Here is a 19,528-nt window from a genome sequence, read left to right on the forward strand (position 1 = left end):
GGATCGCTCGAAAAATGGACAGCGGATTATACAAAACCGCGCGGGTTGCCCTCCTGCCATCGCCAGTGGTCGGCACACATTTCCTCGATGCCGAGCGTCGCGCGCCAGCCGATGATGTCGGCCGCGGCCTGCGGGTTCGCGTAGCACTCGGCGATATCGCCCGGGCGGCGCGCGACGAGCTCGTACGGCACGGGGCGGCCCGATGCCTTCTCGAACGCGCGCACGACTTCCAGCACGCTGTAGCCCTGGCCCGTGCCGAGGTTCACGACGAAGCTCGCGTCGCGCTTCGCCAGCGCGTCGAGCGCGGCGATGTGCCCCTTCGCGAGATCGACGACGTGGATGTAGTCGCGCACGCCCGTGCCGTCCGGCGTCGGGTAGTCGGAGCCGAACACGCGCAGTTTTTCCAGCTTGCCGACGGCGACCTGCGCGACATACGGCATCAGGTTGTTCGGGATGCCGGCCGGATCCTCGCCGATCAGCCCGCTCGCATGCGCGCCGACCGGGTTGAAGTAGCGCAGCGTCGCGATGCGCCACGCCGGGTCCGATACCTCGAGATCGCGCAGGATCTGCTCGGCGATCAGCTTCGACTGGCCGTACGGGTTGGTCGCGGACAGCGGGAACGATTCGTCGATCGGCGAGCGCTCGGGCACGCCGTATACGGTCGCGGACGAGCTGAACACGAACTGCTTGACGTTGCGCTCGCGCATGACCTTGAGCACGGCGAGCAGGCCGCCGATGTTGTTCTGGTAATACTCGAGCGGTTTCGCGACCGATTCGCCGACGGCCTTGAGCGCCGCGAAGTGGATCGTGCCGGTGATCGGGTGCGCGTCGAACACCTTCGCGAGCGCGGCTTCGTCGCACACGTCGACCTGGTGGAACGCGGGCTTCCTGCCCGTGATCTGCTCGATGCGCCGCACGGACTCGGCCTTGCTGTTGACGAGGTTGTCGACGATCACGACATCGTAGCCGTTGTCGAGCAGCTCGACGGCCGTGTGCGAGCCGATGTAGCCCGCACCGCCGGTGACGAGGATGGTGCCTTTAGCGGTCATTGTTGATGCGCTCCTTCAGAGGGTGATACCTGTCAACGAATGAATGGTCTGCCGGTAGCGTTCGACGACCTGCTGCTCGTCGAATTCCGCCGCGACCTTCTGCCGGCCGCGCGCGCCCATCGCGTCGCGTCCGGCCGTTCCGAGTTCGATCATGCGGAGCAGTTGCTCCGCGAGGCTCGCGCTGTCGCGCACGTGGCACAGGAAGCCCGTTTCGCCGTCGGCGACGACGTCGCGGCAGCCCGGCACGTCGGTCGCGACGATCGGGCGGCCCATCGCCGAGGCTTCCATCAGCGTGCGCGGCACGCCTTCGCGGTACGACGGCAGCACGACGCAGTCGGCGGCCGCGATATGCGGGCGCACGTCGTGCGCTTCGCCGAGATACTCGACGATGCCTTCGCCGACCCACGCGTCGACATCCGCGCGGCCGATCGCGCTCGGATTGTCGACGCCGAGCGGCCCGAGCAGCTGGAAGCGCGCGTTCGGGTAGCGGGCCCGCACGAAGCGTGCGGCCTCCACATATTCGCGCACGCCCTTGTCCCACAGCAGCCGGCCGATCAGGATGAAGACGGGCGCGTCGCCGGCGGGCAGCGGCACGGGCGCGAACTGTTCGAGGTCGACGCCTTCGCCGTGCAGCAGCCGCGCGCGGTCGGGATGCGCGAGCAGCTGCTGGTCGGTGAACGTCGCGAGATCGTCGCGGTTCAGGAACCAGACTTCACGCGGGAAGCGGAACGCGAACCGGTACAGCCGCTTCGCGACGCTCGCCGCGCGGCTCTTCTGGATGAATACGTAGCCGAGCCCCGTCGTCACCGCGATCGACGGCACGCGCGCGAGCCATGCGGCGATCGAGCCGTAGATGTTCGGCTTGATCGTGTAGTGGAACACGAGATCGGGCTGCAGCGCGCGGTAGCGACGCACCAGCGCGGCGAGCGTGCCGAGATCCTCGCGCGGGCTCGTGCCTTTCGACGCGACCGCGAGCGCCACGTAGCGGCAGCCCATCTGCTCGAGCAGCGGCACCGTGCGGTCGTGCGGCGCGATCACGATGACCTCGGCGCCGCGCGCGACGAGCGCACGGATCAGGCCGTGGCGGTACGTGTAGATCGCCCAGGCCGTGTTGCAGACGAGCGCGATGCGCAGCGAAGAGGTGGCGGACATGAAAAAAAGAAAAAATAAAGCGTCGAAAATGCCGCGGGTGCCGGGGCCGGGCTCAAGCGGACGGCCGCGCGGCGAACAGCGTCTGCTTGATCCGCTGCAGCGTGCGGTACGGCGTCACGAAATGCAGCAGGTTCTTGGCGAGGCCGGCCCAGTCGTACGGGTTCAGCGCGTTGAAGTGGCTCAGCAGCAGCGACAGCGTCGACACCAGCTGGCGCCGGCGTTTGGTCGCGCTGATCCCGCCCTCGTTGAGTTCGTAATAAAGGCCGAGTTCCGGCAGGTTCGCGCAATCGTAGCGTTGCATTAACCGTAAAAAAAGATCGAGATCCTCGGCCGCGCGGTATTTCTCGCGATAGTTGCCGACCTCCAGCACGGCGTCGATGCGCAGCATCACCGACGGATGCACGAGCGGCGAGCGCAGGAAGCGCGTGCGGCGCAGCGTGCGCGGATCGGCGGGCGGCGTCAGCATGAAGCGCGGCTCGCCGGCACGCGACACGACCTGCGTCCACATGCCGACGCAGGCCACGCGCGAATGGGCGCCGAGATACGCGCGCTCCTTCGCGAGGCGCTGCGGCGCGGCGAGATCGCCCGCGTCGATGCGCGCCGCATAACGGAAGCCGCGTGCCGCGAGCGCGTCGATGCCGGCCGCCAGTGCGCGCTCGATGCCGCCGTTGCGCGGCATGCGCAGCACCTCGATCGCGAGGCCGGGCAGGTCGGGCGCGACGATCGGCGGCGTGCTGCCGTCGTCGACGATCAGTACGTGCACGGGCGTGTCCTCGCGAAACGACGCGAGCGTCCGGACGACGTCGTCGTGCCCGTTGTAGGCCGGCATCAGCACGGCCACGTCGTCAAGCGGGGGCGGGCAATCGGATGACGTCATGTTTGCAGCTTGAAACGGATGTAATAAAAATTGACGGCGGCCGCGGCCAGGTAGCCGGCCGCCAGCCCGACGAGCGCGCCGTACAGGCCGAGCCGCGGGATCGCGAACAGGTTGACGAGCGCGGCGATCGCGAGCGCGAGCAGCCATTTCGACAGCAACACGAATTTTGCTTGATATTTGAGAACGATAAGATTGCCTATCGCCTCGATGCCGGCCGGCACGGACAGCCAGACGGCCCAGCGGAAGATGTCGACCGAGGCCTCGTAGCCGCGGCCGAACACCTTGCCGACGATCAGCGGGGCGGCCGCGTCGAGCACGAGCGCGCCGGCCGTCATCAGGCAGGCCGTCATCGCGATCAGCCGGACGATATTGCGGCGCAGCCGCGCGACGTCCTGCACGCGGTAGACGAATGCGGGCGCGATCGTCTGCGCGAGCATCAGCGCGAGCGTGATCCAGTTCTCGTTGAGCTGCTGCGCGGCCGAGTAGCGGCCGAGATCGGCGAACGACACGTGGCGCTCGAGCATCAGGCGGTCGAGCTTCAGGAACAGGTACATGCAGATGAGGCCGAGCCAGAACACGGTGCCGGCCGTCGCAAAGTGCCTGAACAGCGGCTTATCGAACGTCCAGCCGAGCGCGCCGCCGTTACGATGCCGGTAGTAGAGCAGCAGCGCGAAGCCGATCGCGGCGGCCTCGAGCGCCCACAGCCAGCCGAAGCGCGCGGGGCCGGCGGCCGCACGGACCAGCAGCCAGACGAGCAGCGCCTTCGCCAGCGCGGTGATCATGCTGGCGACGAGCTGCGGTTTGCTGTAGGTCATGCTCTGCAGCCACGCGTTGATCACGCCGACGAACGGCTCGCGGAACACCATCGTGACCGCCAGGCCCGCGAGCATCGCGCCGACCAGCGGATCGAAGGCACCCGCAGCGATCGCGACCCAGGTCGCGACGAGCGCGGCGGCCGATACGGCGATGCGCAGCGCGAATGCACTGCCGAGCACCGCGCCGAGCTGGGCGGGCGGGCGCTGGACGATGGTCGGAACGAGGATTTCCGCGCCGCACACCCAGGTGAGCGGCGCCAGTACCAGGAGGAGCGTATTCGCATACTGCCATTTGCCGAACACGTCCGGCCCGAAATAACGGGCCAGAAGACCGCTGATCGCGATCGCGACGCCGATCTGCGTGAGCCGTTCGAGCCCCAGCCAGACGAGGTTCGCGACGGCCTTCGCGACATCCGGGTTGCCGAAGCGCTTCAGCATGCGCGGCGGCCGCACGCGTGCGGGGCGGCCGGCAGGGCGCCCGGAGGCAGCAGGTTGGCGGCGGCGGGACGGCTAGGCATTAAAATGGGCGACATGCGCGTCATCAAAACCCGCGATTATAAGTGGGATCGGGGCCGCTCCAGCCGTTCCGTTCCTAGTTTCGCCGGGCCCGCTTGTATCATGCGCGGCGCCGGCGAGACGCGGCCAGACAATTTTCCATGCACGCAACCGAGAGAGAAGAGAATCGATGATCTCCCAATCCATCTTCAAGGCATATGACATTCGTGGCGTGGTCGGCAAGACGCTCGACGTCGACACGGCGCGCGGGATCGGCCGGGCATTCGGCAGCGAAGTGCGCGCCCAGGGCGGCGACGCGGTCGTCGTCGCGCGCGACGGCCGCCTGTCCGGGCCCGAACTCGTCGGCGCACTCGCCGACGGCCTGCGTGCGGCGGGCGTCGACGTCGTCGACGTCGGCATGGTGCCCACGCCGGTCGGCTATTTCGCGGCGAGCGTGCCGCTTGCGCTGAAGGGCGGCGAGCGCCGCATCGATTCGTGCATCGTCGTCACGGGCAGCCACAACCCGCCCGACTACAACGGCTTCAAGATGGTGCTGCGCGGCGCCGCGATCTACGGCGAGCAGATCCAGGCGCTGTACCGCCGCATCGTCGACGAGCGCTTCGAGACGGGCAGCGGCACCTACGAGCAGGTCGACGTCGCCGATCAGTACATCGCGCGCATCGTCGGTGACGTGAAGCTCGCGCGGCCGATCAAGCTCGTCGTCGACGCCGGCAACGGCGTCGCGGGCCCGCTCGCGACGCGCCTGTTCAAGGCGCTCGGCTGCGAACTCGTCGAGCGCTTCACCGACATCGACGGCACGTTCCCGAACCACCACCCCGATCCCGCGCACCCGGAAAACCTGCAGGACGTGATCCAGGCGCTGAAGGACACCGATGCCGAGCTCGGCTTCGCGTTCGACGGCGACGGCGACCGCCTCGGCGTCGTCACGAAGGACGGCCAGATCATCTATCCGGACCGCCAGCTGATGCTGTTCGCGGAAGAGGTGCTGTCGCGCAACCCGGGCGCGCAGATCATCTACGACGTGAAGTGCACGCGTAACCTCTCGCAGTGGGTGAAGTCGAAGGGTGGCGAGCCGCTGATGTGGAAGACGGGCCACTCGCTCGTGAAGGCGAAGCTGCGCGAGACGGGTGCGCCGCTCGCCGGCGAAATGAGCGGCCACGTGTTCTTCAAGGATCGCTGGTACGGCTTCGACGACGGCCTCTACACGGGCGCGCGCCTGCTCGAGATCCTTACGAAGACGGCCGATCCGAGCGCGCTGCTCAACGGGCTGCCGGACGCGATGAGCACGCCCGAGCTGCAGCTGTGGCTCGAAGAGGGCGAGAACTTCCGCTTGATCGACAAGCTGCAGAAAGAGGCGAAGTTCGACGGCGCCGAGGAAGTCGTGACGATCGACGGCCTGCGCGTCGAGTACCCGGACGGCTTCGGCCTCGCGCGTTCGTCGAACACGACGCCGGTCGTCGTGATGCGTTTCGAGTCGGAGACGCAGGAAGGGTTGAAGCGTATCCAGGAGGACTTCCGCCGCGTGCTGACGGCCGCGAAGCCGGACGTCAAGCTGCCGTTCTGAGTGTCGGCGGCCTGCGGGCCGCCAACGGCGCGACGGCCGATCTAGCGGTCGCGCCATCCCCGAAAAGCGGCGCACGCAACAGGCGTGCGGCCGCTTTTTGTCTGTCTGCTCCCCCGGGCGAGATAAAATCGCTCCTTTATGTCTGTCGCCGGCTGTCAGCCGGCGTTTTTTCAGCGTGCAAAAGATCCTGATCGTGCGCGTATCGTCGCTGGGCGACGTCGTGCACAACATGCCGGTGATCGCCGATATCCGGCGCCGCCACCCCGATGCGCAGATCGACTGGCTCGTCGAGGAAAGCTTCGTCGACCTCGTGCGGCTCGTCGACGGCGTGCGCGACGTGCTGCCGTTCTCGCTGCGCCGCTGGCGCAAGAAGCCGTTCTCGGGCGCCACGTGGCGCGAGATCCGCGCATTCCGCCGGCGCATCGCGGCCGAGCAGTACGACCTCGTGATCGACTGCCAGGGCCTCATCAAGACGGCCTGGGTCGCGAGCTGGGCGCGCGGCCCGCTCGTCGGGCTCGGCAACCGCACCGACGGCGCCGGCTACGAATGGCCCGTGCGCTTCTTCTACCGCAAGCGCGTGCCGATCGCGCCGCGCACGCACGTCGTCGAGCGCTCGCGGCAACTCGTCGCGGCCGCGCTGGGCGACCCGGTGCCGACGCCGGCCGATCCGGTCGACTTCGGCCTCGACACGCGCGCGGCGGCGCTCGCGGTGGCCGCGCTCGGCCTGAACCTGCCGGTGCCGTACGTGGTGTTCGTCCATGCGACGTCGCGCGCCGACAAGCAGTGGCCGGACGCCGCGTGGATCGAGCTCGGCCAGGCGCTCGTGCGGCGCGGCGCGTCGCTCGTGCTGCCGTGGGGCAACGACGCCGAGCGCGCGACGAGCGAGCGGCTCGCGAAGGAGTTCGGCGCGGCGGCGATCGTGCCGCCGAAGCTGTCGCTGCCGGCCGTGGTCGGCCTGATCGACGGCGCGGCCGCGACCGTCGGGGTTGATACAGGTCTGGTTCACATCGCGGCCGCGCTGAAGCGTCCGACGGTCGAACTGTACAATTTCGCGACGGCCTGGCGGACCGGCGGCTACTGGTCGCCGAACGTCGTCAATCTCGGCACGGCGGGGCAGCCTCCGTCGATCGCGCAGGTGAAGTCGGCGCTCGCGGGCTTCGGTCTCCTGTAACGCCTGTCATTTACGCGAACCGATCATGAGCGAATCCCAGATCATCGAAGTCCCGTCCGCCGACTGGAGCGGACACAACCTGTCGGCGCCGCGCGAGCAGCTGCTGGCCGCGGTCGAGGAAGGCAAGGTGCTGTATTTCCCGCACCTGCGCTTCGCGATCGAAGGCGGCGAGGAAGCGCTGCTCGATCCGGCGCTCGCCGATCCGAAACGCAAGAACATCAGCCTCGCGCCGAACGGCGGCGCGCTCGCCGGCGTGCTCGGCGACAGCGTCACGCAGTCGGCCGTGCGTGCGCTCGTCGCGCGCTTCCAGCAGCAGGCCGGCACGCTCGTCGACGGCCTGTTCCCCGAATACCGCGGCAAGCTGCGCGTCGCGCCGACGAGCCTGCGGCTGATGCAGGTCGAGACGCGCCAGACGTCGTGGCGCAAGGACGACAGCCGGCTGCACGTCGACGCGTTTCCGTCGCGGCCGAACTACGGCGAGCGCATCCTGCGCGTGTTCACGAACGTGAACCCGGCCGGCGCGCCGCGCGTGTGGCGCGTGGGCGAACCGTTCGAGGACGTCGCGAAGCGTTTCCTGCCGCGCATCAAGCCGCAGCTCCCCGGTTCCGCGTGGCTGCTGAACCTGCTGCACGTGACGAAGTCGCCGCGCAGCGCGTACGACCACCTGATGCTGAACCTGCACGACGGCATGAAGGCCGATCTCGACTACCAGAAGACCAGCCCGCAGCAGACGATGCCGTTCCCGCCGGGCAGCGTGTGGATATGTTTCTCGGACCAGACTTCGCACGCTGTGATGTCCGGCCAGTTCATGCTCGAGCAGACCTTCTTCCTGCCGGTCGATGCGATGGTCCGCCGCGAATGCGCGCCGCTCGGCATTCTCGAGCGCCTGACGGGCAGGGCGCTGGTTTGAGCGCGCACCTGCTTCGAAGCAATACGAGGGCTGCCGCATGCTGAGGGCGATCTATCGCGCGCTGTGGTGGCTCGTCGCACCCGCTGCGGTCATTCGGCTTTATGTGCGCTCGCGCAAGGAGCGCGGCTATCGAGAGCACGTCGGCGAACGCTTCGGCCGCGTGGCGGGCCGCTCGCGCGACGACCGTGCGCCGCTGATCTGGGTGCATGCGGTATCGGTCGGCGAAACGCGCGCCGCGCAGCCGCTGATCGACGCACTGATGCATGCGCGCCCCGATGCGCGCATCCTGCTCACGCACATGACGCCGAGCGGCCGCGCGACCGGCGAACAGATCTTCGGCGATCGCGTGCTGCGCTGCTACCTGCCGTACGACATGCCGGGCCTGGTGCGGCGCTTCCTGCACGCATGGCGGCCGACGCTCGGCCTCGTGATGGAAACCGAGGTGTGGCCGACGCTGATCGACGAGTGCCGCCGCGCGGACGTGCCGCTCGTGCTGACCAATGCGCGGATGTCGGCGCGTTCGTTCCGGCGCGCGGCGAAGTTCGGCGCGGCGACGCGCGACGTGTTCGGCGGCTTCTCGCGCGTGCTCGCGCAGAGCCCGGCCGATGCGGAGCGGCTGACGTCGCTCGGCGCACGCAACGTGACCGTGCTCGGCAACCTGAAGTTCGACATGGCGACGCCGCCGGAACTCGCGGCGCGCGGCCATGCGTGGCGCGACGCGATCGGCACGCGGCCCGTGTGGGTCGCCGCCAGCACGCGCGAGAACGAGGAGGCGCTGGTGCTGCAGGCGTTCGCCGCGATGCACACGCCCGGCGCGCTGCTGGTGCTCGTGCCGCGTCATCCGCAGCGTTTCGCCGAGGTCGAGGCGCTCGTCGAGCGCGGCGGGCTCAAGTGCGTGCGACGCTCGGCGTGGGCCGCCGACATGGCCGCGCTCGCGGCCGGCCACCCGGCTGCCGAACCGCTGCCGGGCGACGTGACGGTGCTGCTCGGCGATTCGATGGGTGAACTCGGCGCGTACTACGCGGCCGCCGACGTCGCGTTCATCGGCGGCAGCCTGCTACCGCTCGGTGGACAGAACCTGATCGAAGCGTGCGCGGTCGGTGTGCCGGTGCTGATCGGCCCGCACGTGTTCAACTTCACGCAGGCGACCGCCGACGCGGTCGCGGCCGGCGCGGCGATGCAGGTCGAGGATCCGCTCGATCTCGCGCACGTGCTCGACGCGCTGTTCGCCGACAAGGCGCGGCGCATCGCGATGGGCGCGGCCGGCGCGGCCTTCGCGTCGCGTCACCGCGGCGCGACCGCGCGCACGGTCGACGTGCTCGCGGCGCTGCTGCCGCCCGCCGAACGCGGCGAGCGTGAGCAGCAGGACACTTCCGACGAATAAGCGAAGGCGGCGCAATGCCGCCCGGGCATGCGTGGCGGCGTCGTGTGCCGCCGCCGCGCTGCTCAGACCGTCAGCAAGCCCTTCTTCTCGATGAACGCGATCACGTCCGCGACGCCGTCGAGCGCCTTCAGGTTCGTCATCACGTAGGGCCGCTCGCCGCGCATCTTCTTCGTGTCGGACGCCATCACGTCGAGGTTCGCGCCGACCAGCGGCGCGAGATCGGTCTTGTTGATCACGAGCAGGTCGGACTTCGTGATGCCGGGGCCGCCCTTGCGCGGAATCTTCTCGCCGCCCGCGACGTCGATCACGTAGATCGTCAGGTCCGACAGCTCGGGGCTGAACGTCGCCGCGAGATTGTCGCCGCCCGATTCGATGAACACGATGTCGGCGTCGGGAAAGCGCGACAGCATCCGGTCGACGGCCTCGAGGTTGATCGAAGCATCCTCGCGGATCGCGGTGTGCGGGCAGCCGCCCGTCTCGACGCCCATGATGCGCTCCTCGGGCAGCGCGCCCGCAACGGTCAGCAGCCGCTGGTCTTCCTTCGTATAGATGTCGTTGGTGATCGCGACGAGGTCGTAGCGGTCGCGCATCGCCTTGCACAGCATTTCGAGCAGCGTGGTCTTGCCGGAGCCGACGGGGCCGCCGATGCCGACGCGCAGCGGCGGCAGTTTCTTCGTGCGGCGGGCGGAGGAGGGAGCAGGTGCGTTCATGGCGAGTAGCGTCGTGTTCAGGAGCGGAACAACCGCGAGTACTGGGTTTCGTGCCGCGCGGACAGGATGCCGAGCTGCGGCGCGAACGTGTTGACGGCATCGGGCGGCGTCGCGAGCGCGCGGCGCACGGCCGCGTCGATCGCGCCGCGCAGCGCGACGATGATGCGTTGCCCGGCGAGCTGGCCGAGCGGCACGGCCTTCAGCGCGGCGGATGTCTGGTTCTCGACCCAGCCGAAGGCGTACGCGGCGAGCGTCGCGTCGGCGCTGGCGTTATGCGCGGCGGCCGCGTATGCGAATGCGGTCGGCAGTGCGATTGGCGAGATCGACGCGAGCGTCGCGCGTCGTGCGGTATCGCCCCATTCGAGCGATGCGCAGAGCTGCGCGAGCGACCAGCCCATCTGTTCGGTCTCGCGGCGCAGTTCCGCCGATTCGCGGCTCGCGATGAACCATGCGTTTTCGGCGGCGAGCGCGTGCGCGTCGTGCGCATGCCAGCGCGCGAGCTGGTGCGCGAGGAACGGCAGTTCGCCGTGCGCGAGCACGTCGGTCAGGCCGCTTGCGATCCAGTCGCGCGCGGAATCGGCGTCGTGGATCAGGTTCGCGTCGAGCGCGGCTTCGAGGCCCTGCGAATAGCTGTACGCGCCGATCGGCAGCGCCGGCGACGCGAGGTGCAGCAGCGCGACGAGTTCAGTGGTGGTCATGGCCGTGGCCGTGCGTGCATCCGGGACCATGTTGATGATCGTGATCGTGATCGTGCGGATGCGAATGCCCGTGGTGTTCGCCGAACACCTGCTGCGCGAGCGCGTAATCCTCGGCGAACGTCGCGTCGTGCCCGTGCTTGTGGCCGCCGCCGTACGCACCGGCTTCCGGCTGGAACGGCGCGTTCTCTGCTTCGACCTGCGTGCCGAGCCGGCGCAGCATGTCCGCGAGCACCGGATCGGCTTCGAGCTTCAGGTAGCCGTCGCCGATCTCGACCGGCGTGTGACGGTTGCCGAGGTGGTACGCGGCGCGCATCAGCGTGAGCGGATCGGCCGCGCGCACGAGCAGCACGGCTTCGGGCGCCGCGGCGACGCGCACGAGCGCACCGTCGTCGGCGACGAGCACGTCGCCGTCGCGCAGCACGGTGCCGCGCGGCAGCAGCACCGCGACGTCCTCGCCGGTGTCGAGCGTCGCCGCGAGGCGGCTCTTGCAGCGGGCGTCATACGCGAGCGTGAGCGTCGGTGCGCGCGCGACGAGCGACGCGGCGAGTTTCACGTTCGGGGCAATGCGTTTGTCGAGGGTGCGCATAAGACAGGAACCGAAAACCGGAAATCAGAACAGGAAATAGCGCTGCGCCATCGGCAGTACCGTCGCCGGCTCGCAGGTGAGCAACTGGCCGTCGGCGATCACGTCGTAGGTTTCGGGATCGACGCTGATCGACGGGCGCCATGCGTTGTGGATCATGTCGGCCTTCGTCACGTTGCGGCAGTTGCGCACCGGCACGATCTGCTTCGCGAGGCCGTAGCGTTCCGCGATGCCCGCATCGGCCGCCATCTGCGACACGAAGGTCAGCGACGTACGCGCGAGCGCGCCGCCGCGCGTCGCGAACATCTCGCGGTAGTGGACGGGCTGCGGCGTCGGGATCGACGCGTTCGGGTCGCCCATCTGCGCGACCGCGATCATCCCGCCCTTCAGGATCATCGACGGCTTGATCCCGAAGAACGCGGGCTCCCACAGCACGAGGTCGGCCCACTTGCCGGGCTCGATCGAACCGACTTCGTGCGCGATCCCGTGCGTGATCGCCGGGTTGATCGTGTACTTCGCGACGTAGCGCTTCGCGCGGAAGTTGTCGTTGCGCGCGCCGTCCCCGGGCAGCGCGCCGCGTTGCACCTTCATCTTGTGCGCGGTTTGCCACGTGCGGATGATCACTTCGCCGACGCGGCCCATCGCCTGCGAATCGGACGACAGCATCGACAGCGCGCCGAGATCGTGCAGGATGTCCTCGGCCGCGATCGTCTCGCGGCGAATCCGCGATTCGGCGAACGCAAGATCCTCGGCGATCGACGGATCGAGGTGATGGCACACCATCAGCATGTCGAGATGCTCGTCGAGCGTGTTGATCGTGTACGGGCGCGTCGGGTTGGTCGACGATGGCAGCACGTTCGCCTCGCCGCACACCTTCAGGATGTCGGGCGCATGGCCGCCGCCCGCGCCTTCGGTGTGGTACGTGTGGATCGTGCGGCCCTTGAACGCGGCGACCGTCGATTCGACGAAGCCGGCTTCGTTCAGCGTGTCGGTGTGGATCGCGACCTGCGTGTCGGTGTCGTCCGCAACCGACAGGCAGTTGTCGATCGCGGCGGGCGTCGTGCCCCAGTCCTCGTGCAGCTTCAGCCCGATCGCGCCGGCCGCGATCTGCTCGACGAGCGGCTGCGGCAGGCTCGCGTTGCCCTTGCCGAGAAAGCCGAGGTTGATCGGCCAGCCGTCGGCGGCCTGCAGCATCCGCTCCATGTGCCACGGGCCCGGCGTGCAGGTCGTCGCGTTGGTGCCGGTGGCCGGCCCCGTGCCGCCGCCGAGCATTGTCGTGACGCCCGATGCGAGCGCCTCGTCGATCTGCTGCGGGCTGATGAAGTGGATGTGCGTGTCGATGCCGCCCGCGGTCACGATCAGCCCTTCGCCGGCGATCACTTCGGTCGCAGCGCCGATCGCGATCGTCACGCCCGGCTGGATGTCCGGGTTGCCGGCCTTGCCGATCGCGGCGATGCGGCCGTGCTTGATTGCGATGTCGGCCTTCACGATGCCCCAGTGATCGAGGATCACCGCGTTCGTGATGACCGTGTCGGGCACGTCGGCGGACACGCGCTGCGACTGGCCCATCCCGTCGCGGATCACTTTCCCGCCGCCGAATTTCACTTCCTCGCCGTAGGTCGTGAAGTCGCGTTCGATCTCGATCAGCAGTTCGGTATCGGCGAGCCGGACGCGGTCGCCCGTCGTCGGCCCGAACATTTCCGCGTACGCGCGGCGGCTCAAGCGTAGTGTCATGTCGTGCTGTTCCTGAAGAGACGGACGTGAGGCTTCGCTCAGAGCGGCCCCATCACCTTGCCCTGAAAACCGTAGACGGCGCGATCGCCCGCGAGCGCGACGAGCTCGACGGTGCGCGTCTGGCCCGGCTCGAAGCGCACGGCCGTGCCGGCCGCGATGTTGAGCCGGAAGCCGCGCGCGGCCGCGCGGTCGAACGACAGTGCGTCGTTGACTTCGAAGAAGTGGTAGTGCGAGCCGACCTGCACCGGGCGGTCGCCGGTGTTCGCGACGACGAGCGTCAGCGTTTCGCGGCCCGCGTTCAGTTCGTGCTCGCCGTCGTCGGTGAGGATTTCGCCGGGGATCATGCGTTGCCTCACGGAATCGGGTGATGAACGGTCACGAGCTTCGTGCCGTCGGGGAAGGTCGCCTCGACCTGGATGTCGGGAATCATCTCCGGCACGCCGTCCATCACGTCGTCGCGTGTGAGCAGCGTCGTGCCGTAGTGCATCACCTCGGCAACCGTCTTGCCGTCGCGCGCGGCTTCCATCAGCGCGGCGGTGATGAAGGCGACCGCCTCCGGATAGTTGAGCTTCAGGCCGCGCGCGCGACGGCGTTCGGCCAGCAGCGCCGCCGTGAAGATCAGCAGCTTGTCCTTTTCTCGGGGAGTCAGTTTCATGAAGGCAAACGTTCAGGAAAACGTAATTTGTTATCGGTACGCGCGAAACCGGGCGGACGTGCGGGTCATCGTAGCACCGCGCTGTTTTGCGCGCGCCGTGTATCGCTTATGTAAGCAGCAAGGCGCGTGCCATGTGCATGGAACGCAGCGCGATGCGCGTTCGTGGTGCGCGGTGCATGGGTAACGTGCAACGCCTGATGTGGGGATGCGCCGAAACGGTGCGTGGCGCGAGCGCGCTCAGGTTTGCCAGAGGCGCAGCGGCCGTGCGTCGACGCCGTGCACGATCGGCCGTAGATGCAGCCAGCAATCGGTGAAGTGGCGCTGCAGCGCTTCCATCGACGTCGACAGCGCGCGCACGAGCACGACGCCGGGCGTGACGCAGGTCGCACCCGCGCGCAGCGTGCCGTCGAACGGCATCCGCGCGGCGAGCGATTCGGCCAGTGCGGCGTCGCACGCGGCGCCGGCGGCCCACAGCGTGCCGTATGCGGGGAACCCTGCGAGGCCCTGCAGTGCGCCGCGCAGCGGATCGTGCGCGTCGAGCCGCGCGCGCTCGGTCCACAGCGGCCGGCCGTCGGCATCGACGAGCGCGGAGGTCGACGCGATGCGGCCCGCCGACCAGGTTTCGCCGGCCGCCTGCCGGCCGAGCTGCGTCGCGTCCCAGCCGATCGCGCTCGCGCCCGCGCCGAGCGTCACCGTGAAATCGAGCGCTGCGTGCGCTGCGTCGAAGAACAGGTTGTTCTGCGGCAGCCAGTCGAGCTTCGCGTTCTCGCCGACGGTAATGGCGATGCGCTGCGTCGCGTCGAGGCCGTTCGACTTGTACCACTTGGTCGCGCCGGGCGTCGTCAGCACCGCGTGCGTGCCGGCGCCGAGCGCGATGTCGATATCGAGCCGGTCGCCGCCCGCGACGCCGCCCGGCGGGTGGACGATCACCGCATGGCAGATCGCGTCGCCTTCCGGGTACAGCGGCCGCTGCACGCGCAGCGGGCCGTCGTGCAGCCGGTGCGCGAGCGTCGTGCGTGCGCCGTGCCGCTCGAAGCCGAGTTCGAGGCGGCCGCGCCACGACTTGGCGACGGCGGGGCGGGACAGCGGGGCGTGGGAATCGGGGGCGGACATCGGCGGCGAGCGGGCAACGAGAGAAACGGGCGCGAAGAACGTGGATGCTACCGGAACAATAATCCAGATGCCGCGTTCGTTGAAAGCGCCGCATGTGGCCGCACCGCGAACCGCACGCCCGTGCCCGCTGCCGCGCCGCGCGTCACACCGCGATCAGTTCGCGCACGCCGTTCGTCTCCATGTCGCGCGCGTCGCCGCCCGCGACGATCTCGCCGCGGCTCATCACCCAGTAGCGATCCGCGATCGAGCGCGCGAAATCGTAATACTGTTCGACGAGAAGCACCGTCATGTTCGATTCGTCGACGAGCTGGCGCAGCGTGCGGCCGATGTCCTGGATGATCGACGGCTGGATGCCCTCGGTCGGCTCGTCGAGGATCAGCAGCTGCGGCTCGCTCATCAGCGCGCGGCCGATCGCGAGTTGCTGCTGCTGGCCGCCCGACAGGTCGCCGCCGCGCCGCGCGCGCATGTCCTTCAGCACCGGGAACAGGTCGTAGATGCGGTCCGGCACCTTCGACGGCGCCTTGCGGCTCGCCGCGCCGACGAGCAGGTTCTCCTCGACGGTCAACCGCGGAAAGATGTCGCGGCCCTGCGGCACGTACGCGAGCCCAGCCGCGACGCGCGCATACGGCGGCAGCGCGCCGAGCGCCGTGCCGCGCCACGAAACGGTGCCGCTTTTCGCGGCGACCACGCCCATCAGGCAGCGCAGCAGCGTGCTCTTGCCGACGCCGTTGCGGCCGAGCAGCACGGTGAGCTTGCCGTCGTCGGCGGCGAGGTTCACGTTGCGCAGGATATGGCTGCCGCCGTAGTACTGGTTCAGTGCTTCGATCTTCAGCATCGTTTCATCGTCCGAGGTAAGACTCGATCACCGCGTCGTCGCGCTTGACCTGGTCGAGCGTGCCTTGCGCGAGCACCGCGCCTTCGGCCATCACCGTCACGCAGCCGGTGTCACCGGCGAGCGCCGCGACGAATTCCATGTCGTGCTCGACGACCATCATCGAGCAGGTGCCGCGCAGCGTGTTCAGCAGTTCGGCGAGTTCCATCGTCTCGTGGTCGGTCATCCCGGCCGCCGGCTCGTCGAGCAGCAGCAGCGCGGGGCGCTGCATCAGCAGCATGCCGATCTCGAGCCGCTGCTTCTGCCCGTGCGACAGTTCGCCGGCCGCGCGAAACGCATGGCTTTCGAGGCCGATCAGCGCGAGCGTCTCCTCGATCTTCGCCTGCGCCGTGCGGTCGAGTCGCGCGCGCAGCGATGCGAGCCAGCCCTTGTCGGTCTGCATCGCGAGTTCGAGGTTTTCCCACACCGGGTGCTGCTCGAACACGGTCGGTTTCTGGAACTTGCGGCCGATGCCGGTGCGCGCGATCTCGGGCTCGCTCATCCGCGCGAGGTCGAGCGTCTGGCCGAGAAACACCTTGCCGGCGTCGGGGCGCGTCTTGCCGGTGATCACGTCCATCATCGTCGTCTTGCCGGCGCCGTTCGGGCCGATCACGCAGCGCAGCTCGCCCGCGTCGATCGCGAGCGACAGTTTCTTCAGCGCGCGGAAGCCGTCGAAGCTCACTTCGATGTCCTCGAGGTACAGGATCGTGCCGTGCGACGTGTCGATGCCGGGCGGTACGACGCGGCCCATCGAAGCGGTGCCGCTGACGGCCAGCAGCTCGTCTTCCGGCGGCGGCGTGAATTGGTAGAGGGCCGTTCCGTTCATGCACGTTTCCCCTTCGCGAGCACGGTTTCGACGAGGCCCATGATCCCGCGCGGCAGCAGCAGCGGCACGAGCACGAAGATCAGGCCGAGGAAGAACAGCCAGTATTCGGCGAAGTACGCGGTAAACAGGCTCTTCGCGCCGTTCACCGCGAACGCGCCGACGATCGGCCCGATCAGCGTGCCGCGCCCGCCCACCGCGACCCAGATCGCCATCTCGATCGAGTTGCCGGGCGACATCTCGCCAGGGTTGATGATGCCGACCTGCGGCACGTACAACGCGCCGGCGATGCCGCACAGCACGGCCGACACGGTCCACACGAACAGCTTGTACGCGAGCGGGCTGTAGCCGAGGAACATCAGCCGAGTCTCGCCGTCGCGCACCGCGGTGACGACGCGCCCGAGCTTGCTCGTGACGATCGCGCGCGCGGCGATGAACGCGAGCACCAGCGTCGCGAACGTCAGCAGCAACAGCACCGTGCGCGTGCCGGGCGACGTGATCGCGAAACCCGCGATGCGCTTGAAGTCGGTGAAGCCGTTGTTGCCGCCGAAGCCCGTCTCGTTGCGATAGAACAGCAGCATCGCGGCGAACGTCAGCGCCTGCGTGATGATCGACAGGTACACGCCTTTCACGCGCGAGCGGAACGTGAAGAAGCCGAACACCCACGCGAGCACGGCCGGCACGAGCACGACGAGCGCGAGCGCCCACGCGAGATGCTGCGTGCCGCCCCAGTACCACGGCAACTGGTGCCAGTCGAGGAACACCATGAAGTCGGGCAGGTCGCTGCCGTACTTGCCGTCGCGGCCGATCTCGCGCATCAGGTACATGCCGATCGCATAGCCGCCGAGCGCGAAGAACAGCCCGTGGCCGAGGCTAAGAATCCCGCAGTAGCCCCATACGAGATCGAGCGCGAGCGCGGCGATCGCGTAGCACATCAGCTTGCCCGCGAGCGTCATCGCGTAGGCGGACAGATGGAATGCGCTCGCTTCGGGCGCGACGAGCGCGGCGAGCGGCACGCCGATGCCGATCGCGATGCACAGCGCGACGAGCGCGAGCCATGCGCGGCGCGACAGCAGCGCAGGGCGCGGTGGCAGGCCGAGCGCGAAGCCGTCTGCCGCGCGTGCGGCGGCAGCGGGCTTCGGTGCACCGGCGACCGGGTTCGACATCGAATCGGTAATGAAAGTCACGTCAAGCCTCCGCGCTGCGGCCCTTCGGGGCGAACATGCCCTGAGGGCGTTTCTGGATGAACAGCACGATCATCACGAGCACCGCGATCTTCGCGAGCACGGCGCCCCAGAACGGCTCGATCGCCTTGCTCGCGAGGCCGAGCCCGAAGCCGCCGAGCACGGTGCCGGCGATCTGTCCGACGCCGCCGAGCACGACCGCCATGAACGAATCGATGATGTAGTTCTGGCCGAGATCGGGCCCCACGTTGCCGATCTGCGACAGCGCGCAGCCGCCGAGGCCCGCGATGCCCGCGCCGAATGCGAACGCATACGCGTCGACGCGCGCGGTCTTCACGCCGACGCACGCGGCCATCCGGCGGTTCTGCGTGACCGCGCGCACGAACAGGCCGAGCCGCGTCTTCGTCAGCACGGCCCACGCGACGAACACCACCGCAAGCGCGAACGCGAGGATCGCGAGCCGGTTGTACGGCAGGATCAGGTTCTGCATCACGGTCACGCCGCCGCTCATCCACGACGGGTTCACGACCTGCACGTTCTGCGCGCCGAACAGCATGCGTGTCGCCTGGATCAGGATCAGGCTCACGCCGAAGGTCGCGAGCAATGTCTCGAGCGGGCGGCCGTACAGGTGCCGCAGCACGAGCCGTTCGAGCACGATGCCGACGAGCGCGGCCGTCGCGAACGACGCGGGCACGGCGACGAGCGGATACCAGTCGAATGCGCCGGGCGCGTAGCGCTGGATCAGCGTCTGTACGACATAGGTTGCGTACGCACCGATCATCAGGAATTCGCCGTGCGCCATGTTGATCACGCCGATCAGCCCGTACGTGATCGCGAGGCCGAGCGCGGCGAGCAGCAGCACGCTGCCGAGCGACAGGCCCGCGAACAGCGTGCCGACGATCTCGCCGCGGCGCTGCAGCGAGTGCAATGCGTCAAGCCCTTGCTGCGCGGCATCGCGCACGCGCGCGTCGGGCTCCGCGTAGCTGCCGTCCGCGTTCTTCGCGACGAGCGGGCGCAGTTGTTCGATCATGTCGAGGTCGCGGCGCGCGGCCACCACCTGCACGGCTTCGAGGCGTTTCGCCGGATCGGCATCGTGCAGCGCGGCGATCGCCCACAGCGCATCGAGGCGACGCTTCAGCGCGGGATCGGTTTCCTTCGCACGGGCGCGGTCGATCATCGGTTTGAGTGCCGGGTCCGGCGACTTCAGCAGTGCATCGATCGCGTCGCGTCGCGCGGCGACGTCGGGCGATGCGAGCGCGAGGCCCGACAGTGCGCCCGCGATCTTCGTGCGCAGCAGATTGTTCAGCATCACGGGCTGCGCGTCGCCGGCCGGTGTCGCGGCCTGCGTGAGCGCTTCGTGCGCGGTGTCGCCGCTCTGGATCAGCAGGCGGCCGTCGCCGGTCGCGAGCGCGTCGCCGGTCGACAGCGCGTTGAGCACGGCAACGGCGCGCGGATCGGCATCGGCGGCGAGCCGGTCGATCGCGGACGTCTTCGCATCGAAGTCGTCGCCGGCAAGCGCGGCGGTATCGGCGGCCGTCAGCGCGAACGCGGCGCGCGGCAGTGCACCCGCGAGGGCGGTGCACGCGACGATCGCGACGGCGGCTCGGCGAAAGCGGATAGGCATCGGGAATTCCTGTCGGGCGTGGGGAAGCAGATTCATGCGGCGAGGCGCCGGCGCTTGCGGTTCGTCACCGCAGGCACGGCCGGCGCGTCGGCACC

At 68.8% G+C, this 19,528-nt stretch carries 19 protein-coding genes; 4 read left to right on the forward strand and 15 right to left on the reverse strand.

All coding sequences use genetic code 11. From position 1 onward, the window contains the following. Positions 1–26 precede the first annotated feature (26 nt). The 4 genes from galE to OEJ37_RS12720 are packed head-to-tail and all read right to left on the reverse strand — an operon-like array spanning position 27 to position 4,331. Positions 27–1,049, reverse strand: coding sequence for a UDP-glucose 4-epimerase GalE (gene galE, locus OEJ37_RS12705; RefSeq protein WP_174420065.1), 1,023 nt, complete (start codon positions 1,047–1,049; stop codon positions 27–29). Positions 1,050–1,064: 15 nt separating this feature from the next. Next, positions 1,065–2,201, reverse strand: coding sequence for a glycosyltransferase family 4 protein (locus OEJ37_RS12710; RefSeq protein ID WP_263344456.1), 1,137 nt, complete (start codon positions 2,199–2,201; stop codon positions 1,065–1,067). 52 nt (positions 2,202–2,253) lie between these two features. Then, the gene (locus tag OEJ37_RS12715; RefSeq protein WP_263344457.1) at positions 2,254–3,078 is read right to left on the reverse strand and encodes a glycosyltransferase; all 825 of its coding nucleotides are present in this window, start codon (positions 3,076–3,078) and stop codon (positions 2,254–2,256) included. Then, positions 3,075–4,331: an oligosaccharide flippase family protein gene (locus OEJ37_RS12720; protein WP_263344458.1), complete on the reverse strand. Its 1,257-nt coding sequence runs from the start codon at positions 4,329–4,331 to the stop codon at positions 3,075–3,077. Before OEJ37_RS12720 ends, OEJ37_RS12715 begins: the two co-directional genes overlap by 4 nt. A 247-nt stretch (positions 4,332–4,578) precedes the next feature. On the opposite strand from OEJ37_RS12720, the gene OEJ37_RS12725 reads away from it, so the two are divergent. From OEJ37_RS12725 to waaA, 4 genes are all read left to right on the forward strand, one after another. Continuing rightward, entirely contained in the window at positions 4,579–5,973 is a 1,395-nt protein-coding gene (locus OEJ37_RS12725; protein ID WP_263344459.1) for a phosphomannomutase/phosphoglucomutase, read from the forward strand. A 175-nt stretch (positions 5,974–6,148) separates the two neighbouring features. Then, positions 6,149–7,144 (forward strand): lipopolysaccharide heptosyltransferase I, encoded by a 996-nt coding sequence (waaC, locus tag OEJ37_RS12730; RefSeq protein ID WP_174420070.1) that lies wholly within the window; start codon positions 6,149–6,151, stop codon positions 7,142–7,144. A 25-nt stretch (positions 7,145–7,169) separates the two neighbouring features. Then, entirely contained in the window at positions 7,170–8,054 is an 885-nt protein-coding gene (locus tag OEJ37_RS12735) for a Kdo hydroxylase family protein (RefSeq protein WP_174420071.1), read from the forward strand. A gap of 37 nt (positions 8,055–8,091) precedes the next feature. Further along, positions 8,092–9,438, forward strand: coding sequence for a lipid IV(A) 3-deoxy-D-manno-octulosonic acid transferase (gene waaA, locus OEJ37_RS12740; RefSeq protein WP_263344460.1), 1,347 nt, complete (start codon positions 8,092–8,094; stop codon positions 9,436–9,438). Between the two features lie 62 nt (positions 9,439–9,500). Here waaA and ureG read toward each other — a convergent pair whose 3' ends face one another. From ureG to urtB, 11 genes are all read right to left on the reverse strand, one after another. Continuing rightward, positions 9,501–10,148, reverse strand: a complete 648-nt coding sequence (gene ureG, locus OEJ37_RS12745; RefSeq protein WP_034182906.1) for an urease accessory protein UreG — start codon at positions 10,146–10,148, stop codon at positions 9,501–9,503. 17 nt (positions 10,149–10,165) lie between these two features. Next, positions 10,166–10,846 (reverse strand): urease accessory protein UreF, encoded by a 681-nt coding sequence (locus OEJ37_RS12750; protein WP_174420073.1) that lies wholly within the window; start codon positions 10,844–10,846, stop codon positions 10,166–10,168. After that, entirely contained in the window at positions 10,833–11,432 is a 600-nt protein-coding gene (ureE, locus tag OEJ37_RS12755; protein WP_263344461.1) for an urease accessory protein UreE, read from the reverse strand. Before ureE ends, OEJ37_RS12750 begins: the two co-directional genes overlap by 14 nt. A gap of 24 nt (positions 11,433–11,456) precedes the next feature. Beyond that, positions 11,457–13,163 carry an urease subunit alpha gene (gene ureC, locus OEJ37_RS12760; protein WP_174420075.1) on the reverse strand — a complete coding sequence of 569 codons (1,707 nt, stop codon included), beginning with the start codon at positions 13,161–13,163 and terminating at the stop codon, positions 11,457–11,459. 38 nt (positions 13,164–13,201) lie between these two features. Next, positions 13,202–13,507, reverse strand: a complete 306-nt coding sequence (locus OEJ37_RS12765) for an urease subunit beta (RefSeq protein ID WP_034182910.1) — start codon at positions 13,505–13,507, stop codon at positions 13,202–13,204. 8 nt (positions 13,508–13,515) lie between these two features. Beyond that, positions 13,516–13,818 carry an urease subunit gamma gene (gene ureA / locus OEJ37_RS12770; RefSeq protein WP_006406310.1) on the reverse strand — a complete coding sequence of 101 codons (303 nt, stop codon included), beginning with the start codon at positions 13,816–13,818 and terminating at the stop codon, positions 13,516–13,518. Positions 13,819–14,055: 237 nt separating this feature from the next. After that, positions 14,056–14,931 carry an urease accessory protein UreD gene (locus OEJ37_RS12775; protein WP_263344462.1) on the reverse strand — a complete coding sequence of 292 codons (876 nt, stop codon included), beginning with the start codon at positions 14,929–14,931 and terminating at the stop codon, positions 14,056–14,058. Between the two features lie 142 nt (positions 14,932–15,073). After that, positions 15,074–15,766, reverse strand: a complete 693-nt coding sequence (gene urtE / locus OEJ37_RS12780) for an urea ABC transporter ATP-binding subunit UrtE (protein ID WP_047900002.1) — start codon at positions 15,764–15,766, stop codon at positions 15,074–15,076. Between the two features lie 4 nt (positions 15,767–15,770). Further along, positions 15,771–16,628: an urea ABC transporter ATP-binding protein UrtD gene (gene urtD, locus OEJ37_RS12785; protein WP_096472647.1), complete on the reverse strand. Its 858-nt coding sequence runs from the start codon at positions 16,626–16,628 to the stop codon at positions 15,771–15,773. Beyond that, positions 16,625–17,812, reverse strand: a complete 1,188-nt coding sequence (gene urtC, locus OEJ37_RS12790) for an urea ABC transporter permease subunit UrtC (protein ID WP_175918984.1) — start codon at positions 17,810–17,812, stop codon at positions 16,625–16,627. Before urtC ends, urtD begins: the two co-directional genes overlap by 4 nt. A gap of 1 nt (position 17,813) precedes the next feature. Continuing rightward, positions 17,814–19,433: an urea ABC transporter permease subunit UrtB gene (urtB, locus tag OEJ37_RS12795; protein WP_263344463.1), complete on the reverse strand. Its 1,620-nt coding sequence runs from the start codon at positions 19,431–19,433 to the stop codon at positions 17,814–17,816. Positions 19,434–19,528 lie beyond the last annotated feature (95 nt).

This window comes from Burkholderia sp. BKH01 (genome assembly GCF_025685725.1).
Classification (GTDB): domain Bacteria; phylum Pseudomonadota; class Gammaproteobacteria; order Burkholderiales; family Burkholderiaceae; genus Burkholderia; species Burkholderia pyrrocinia_C.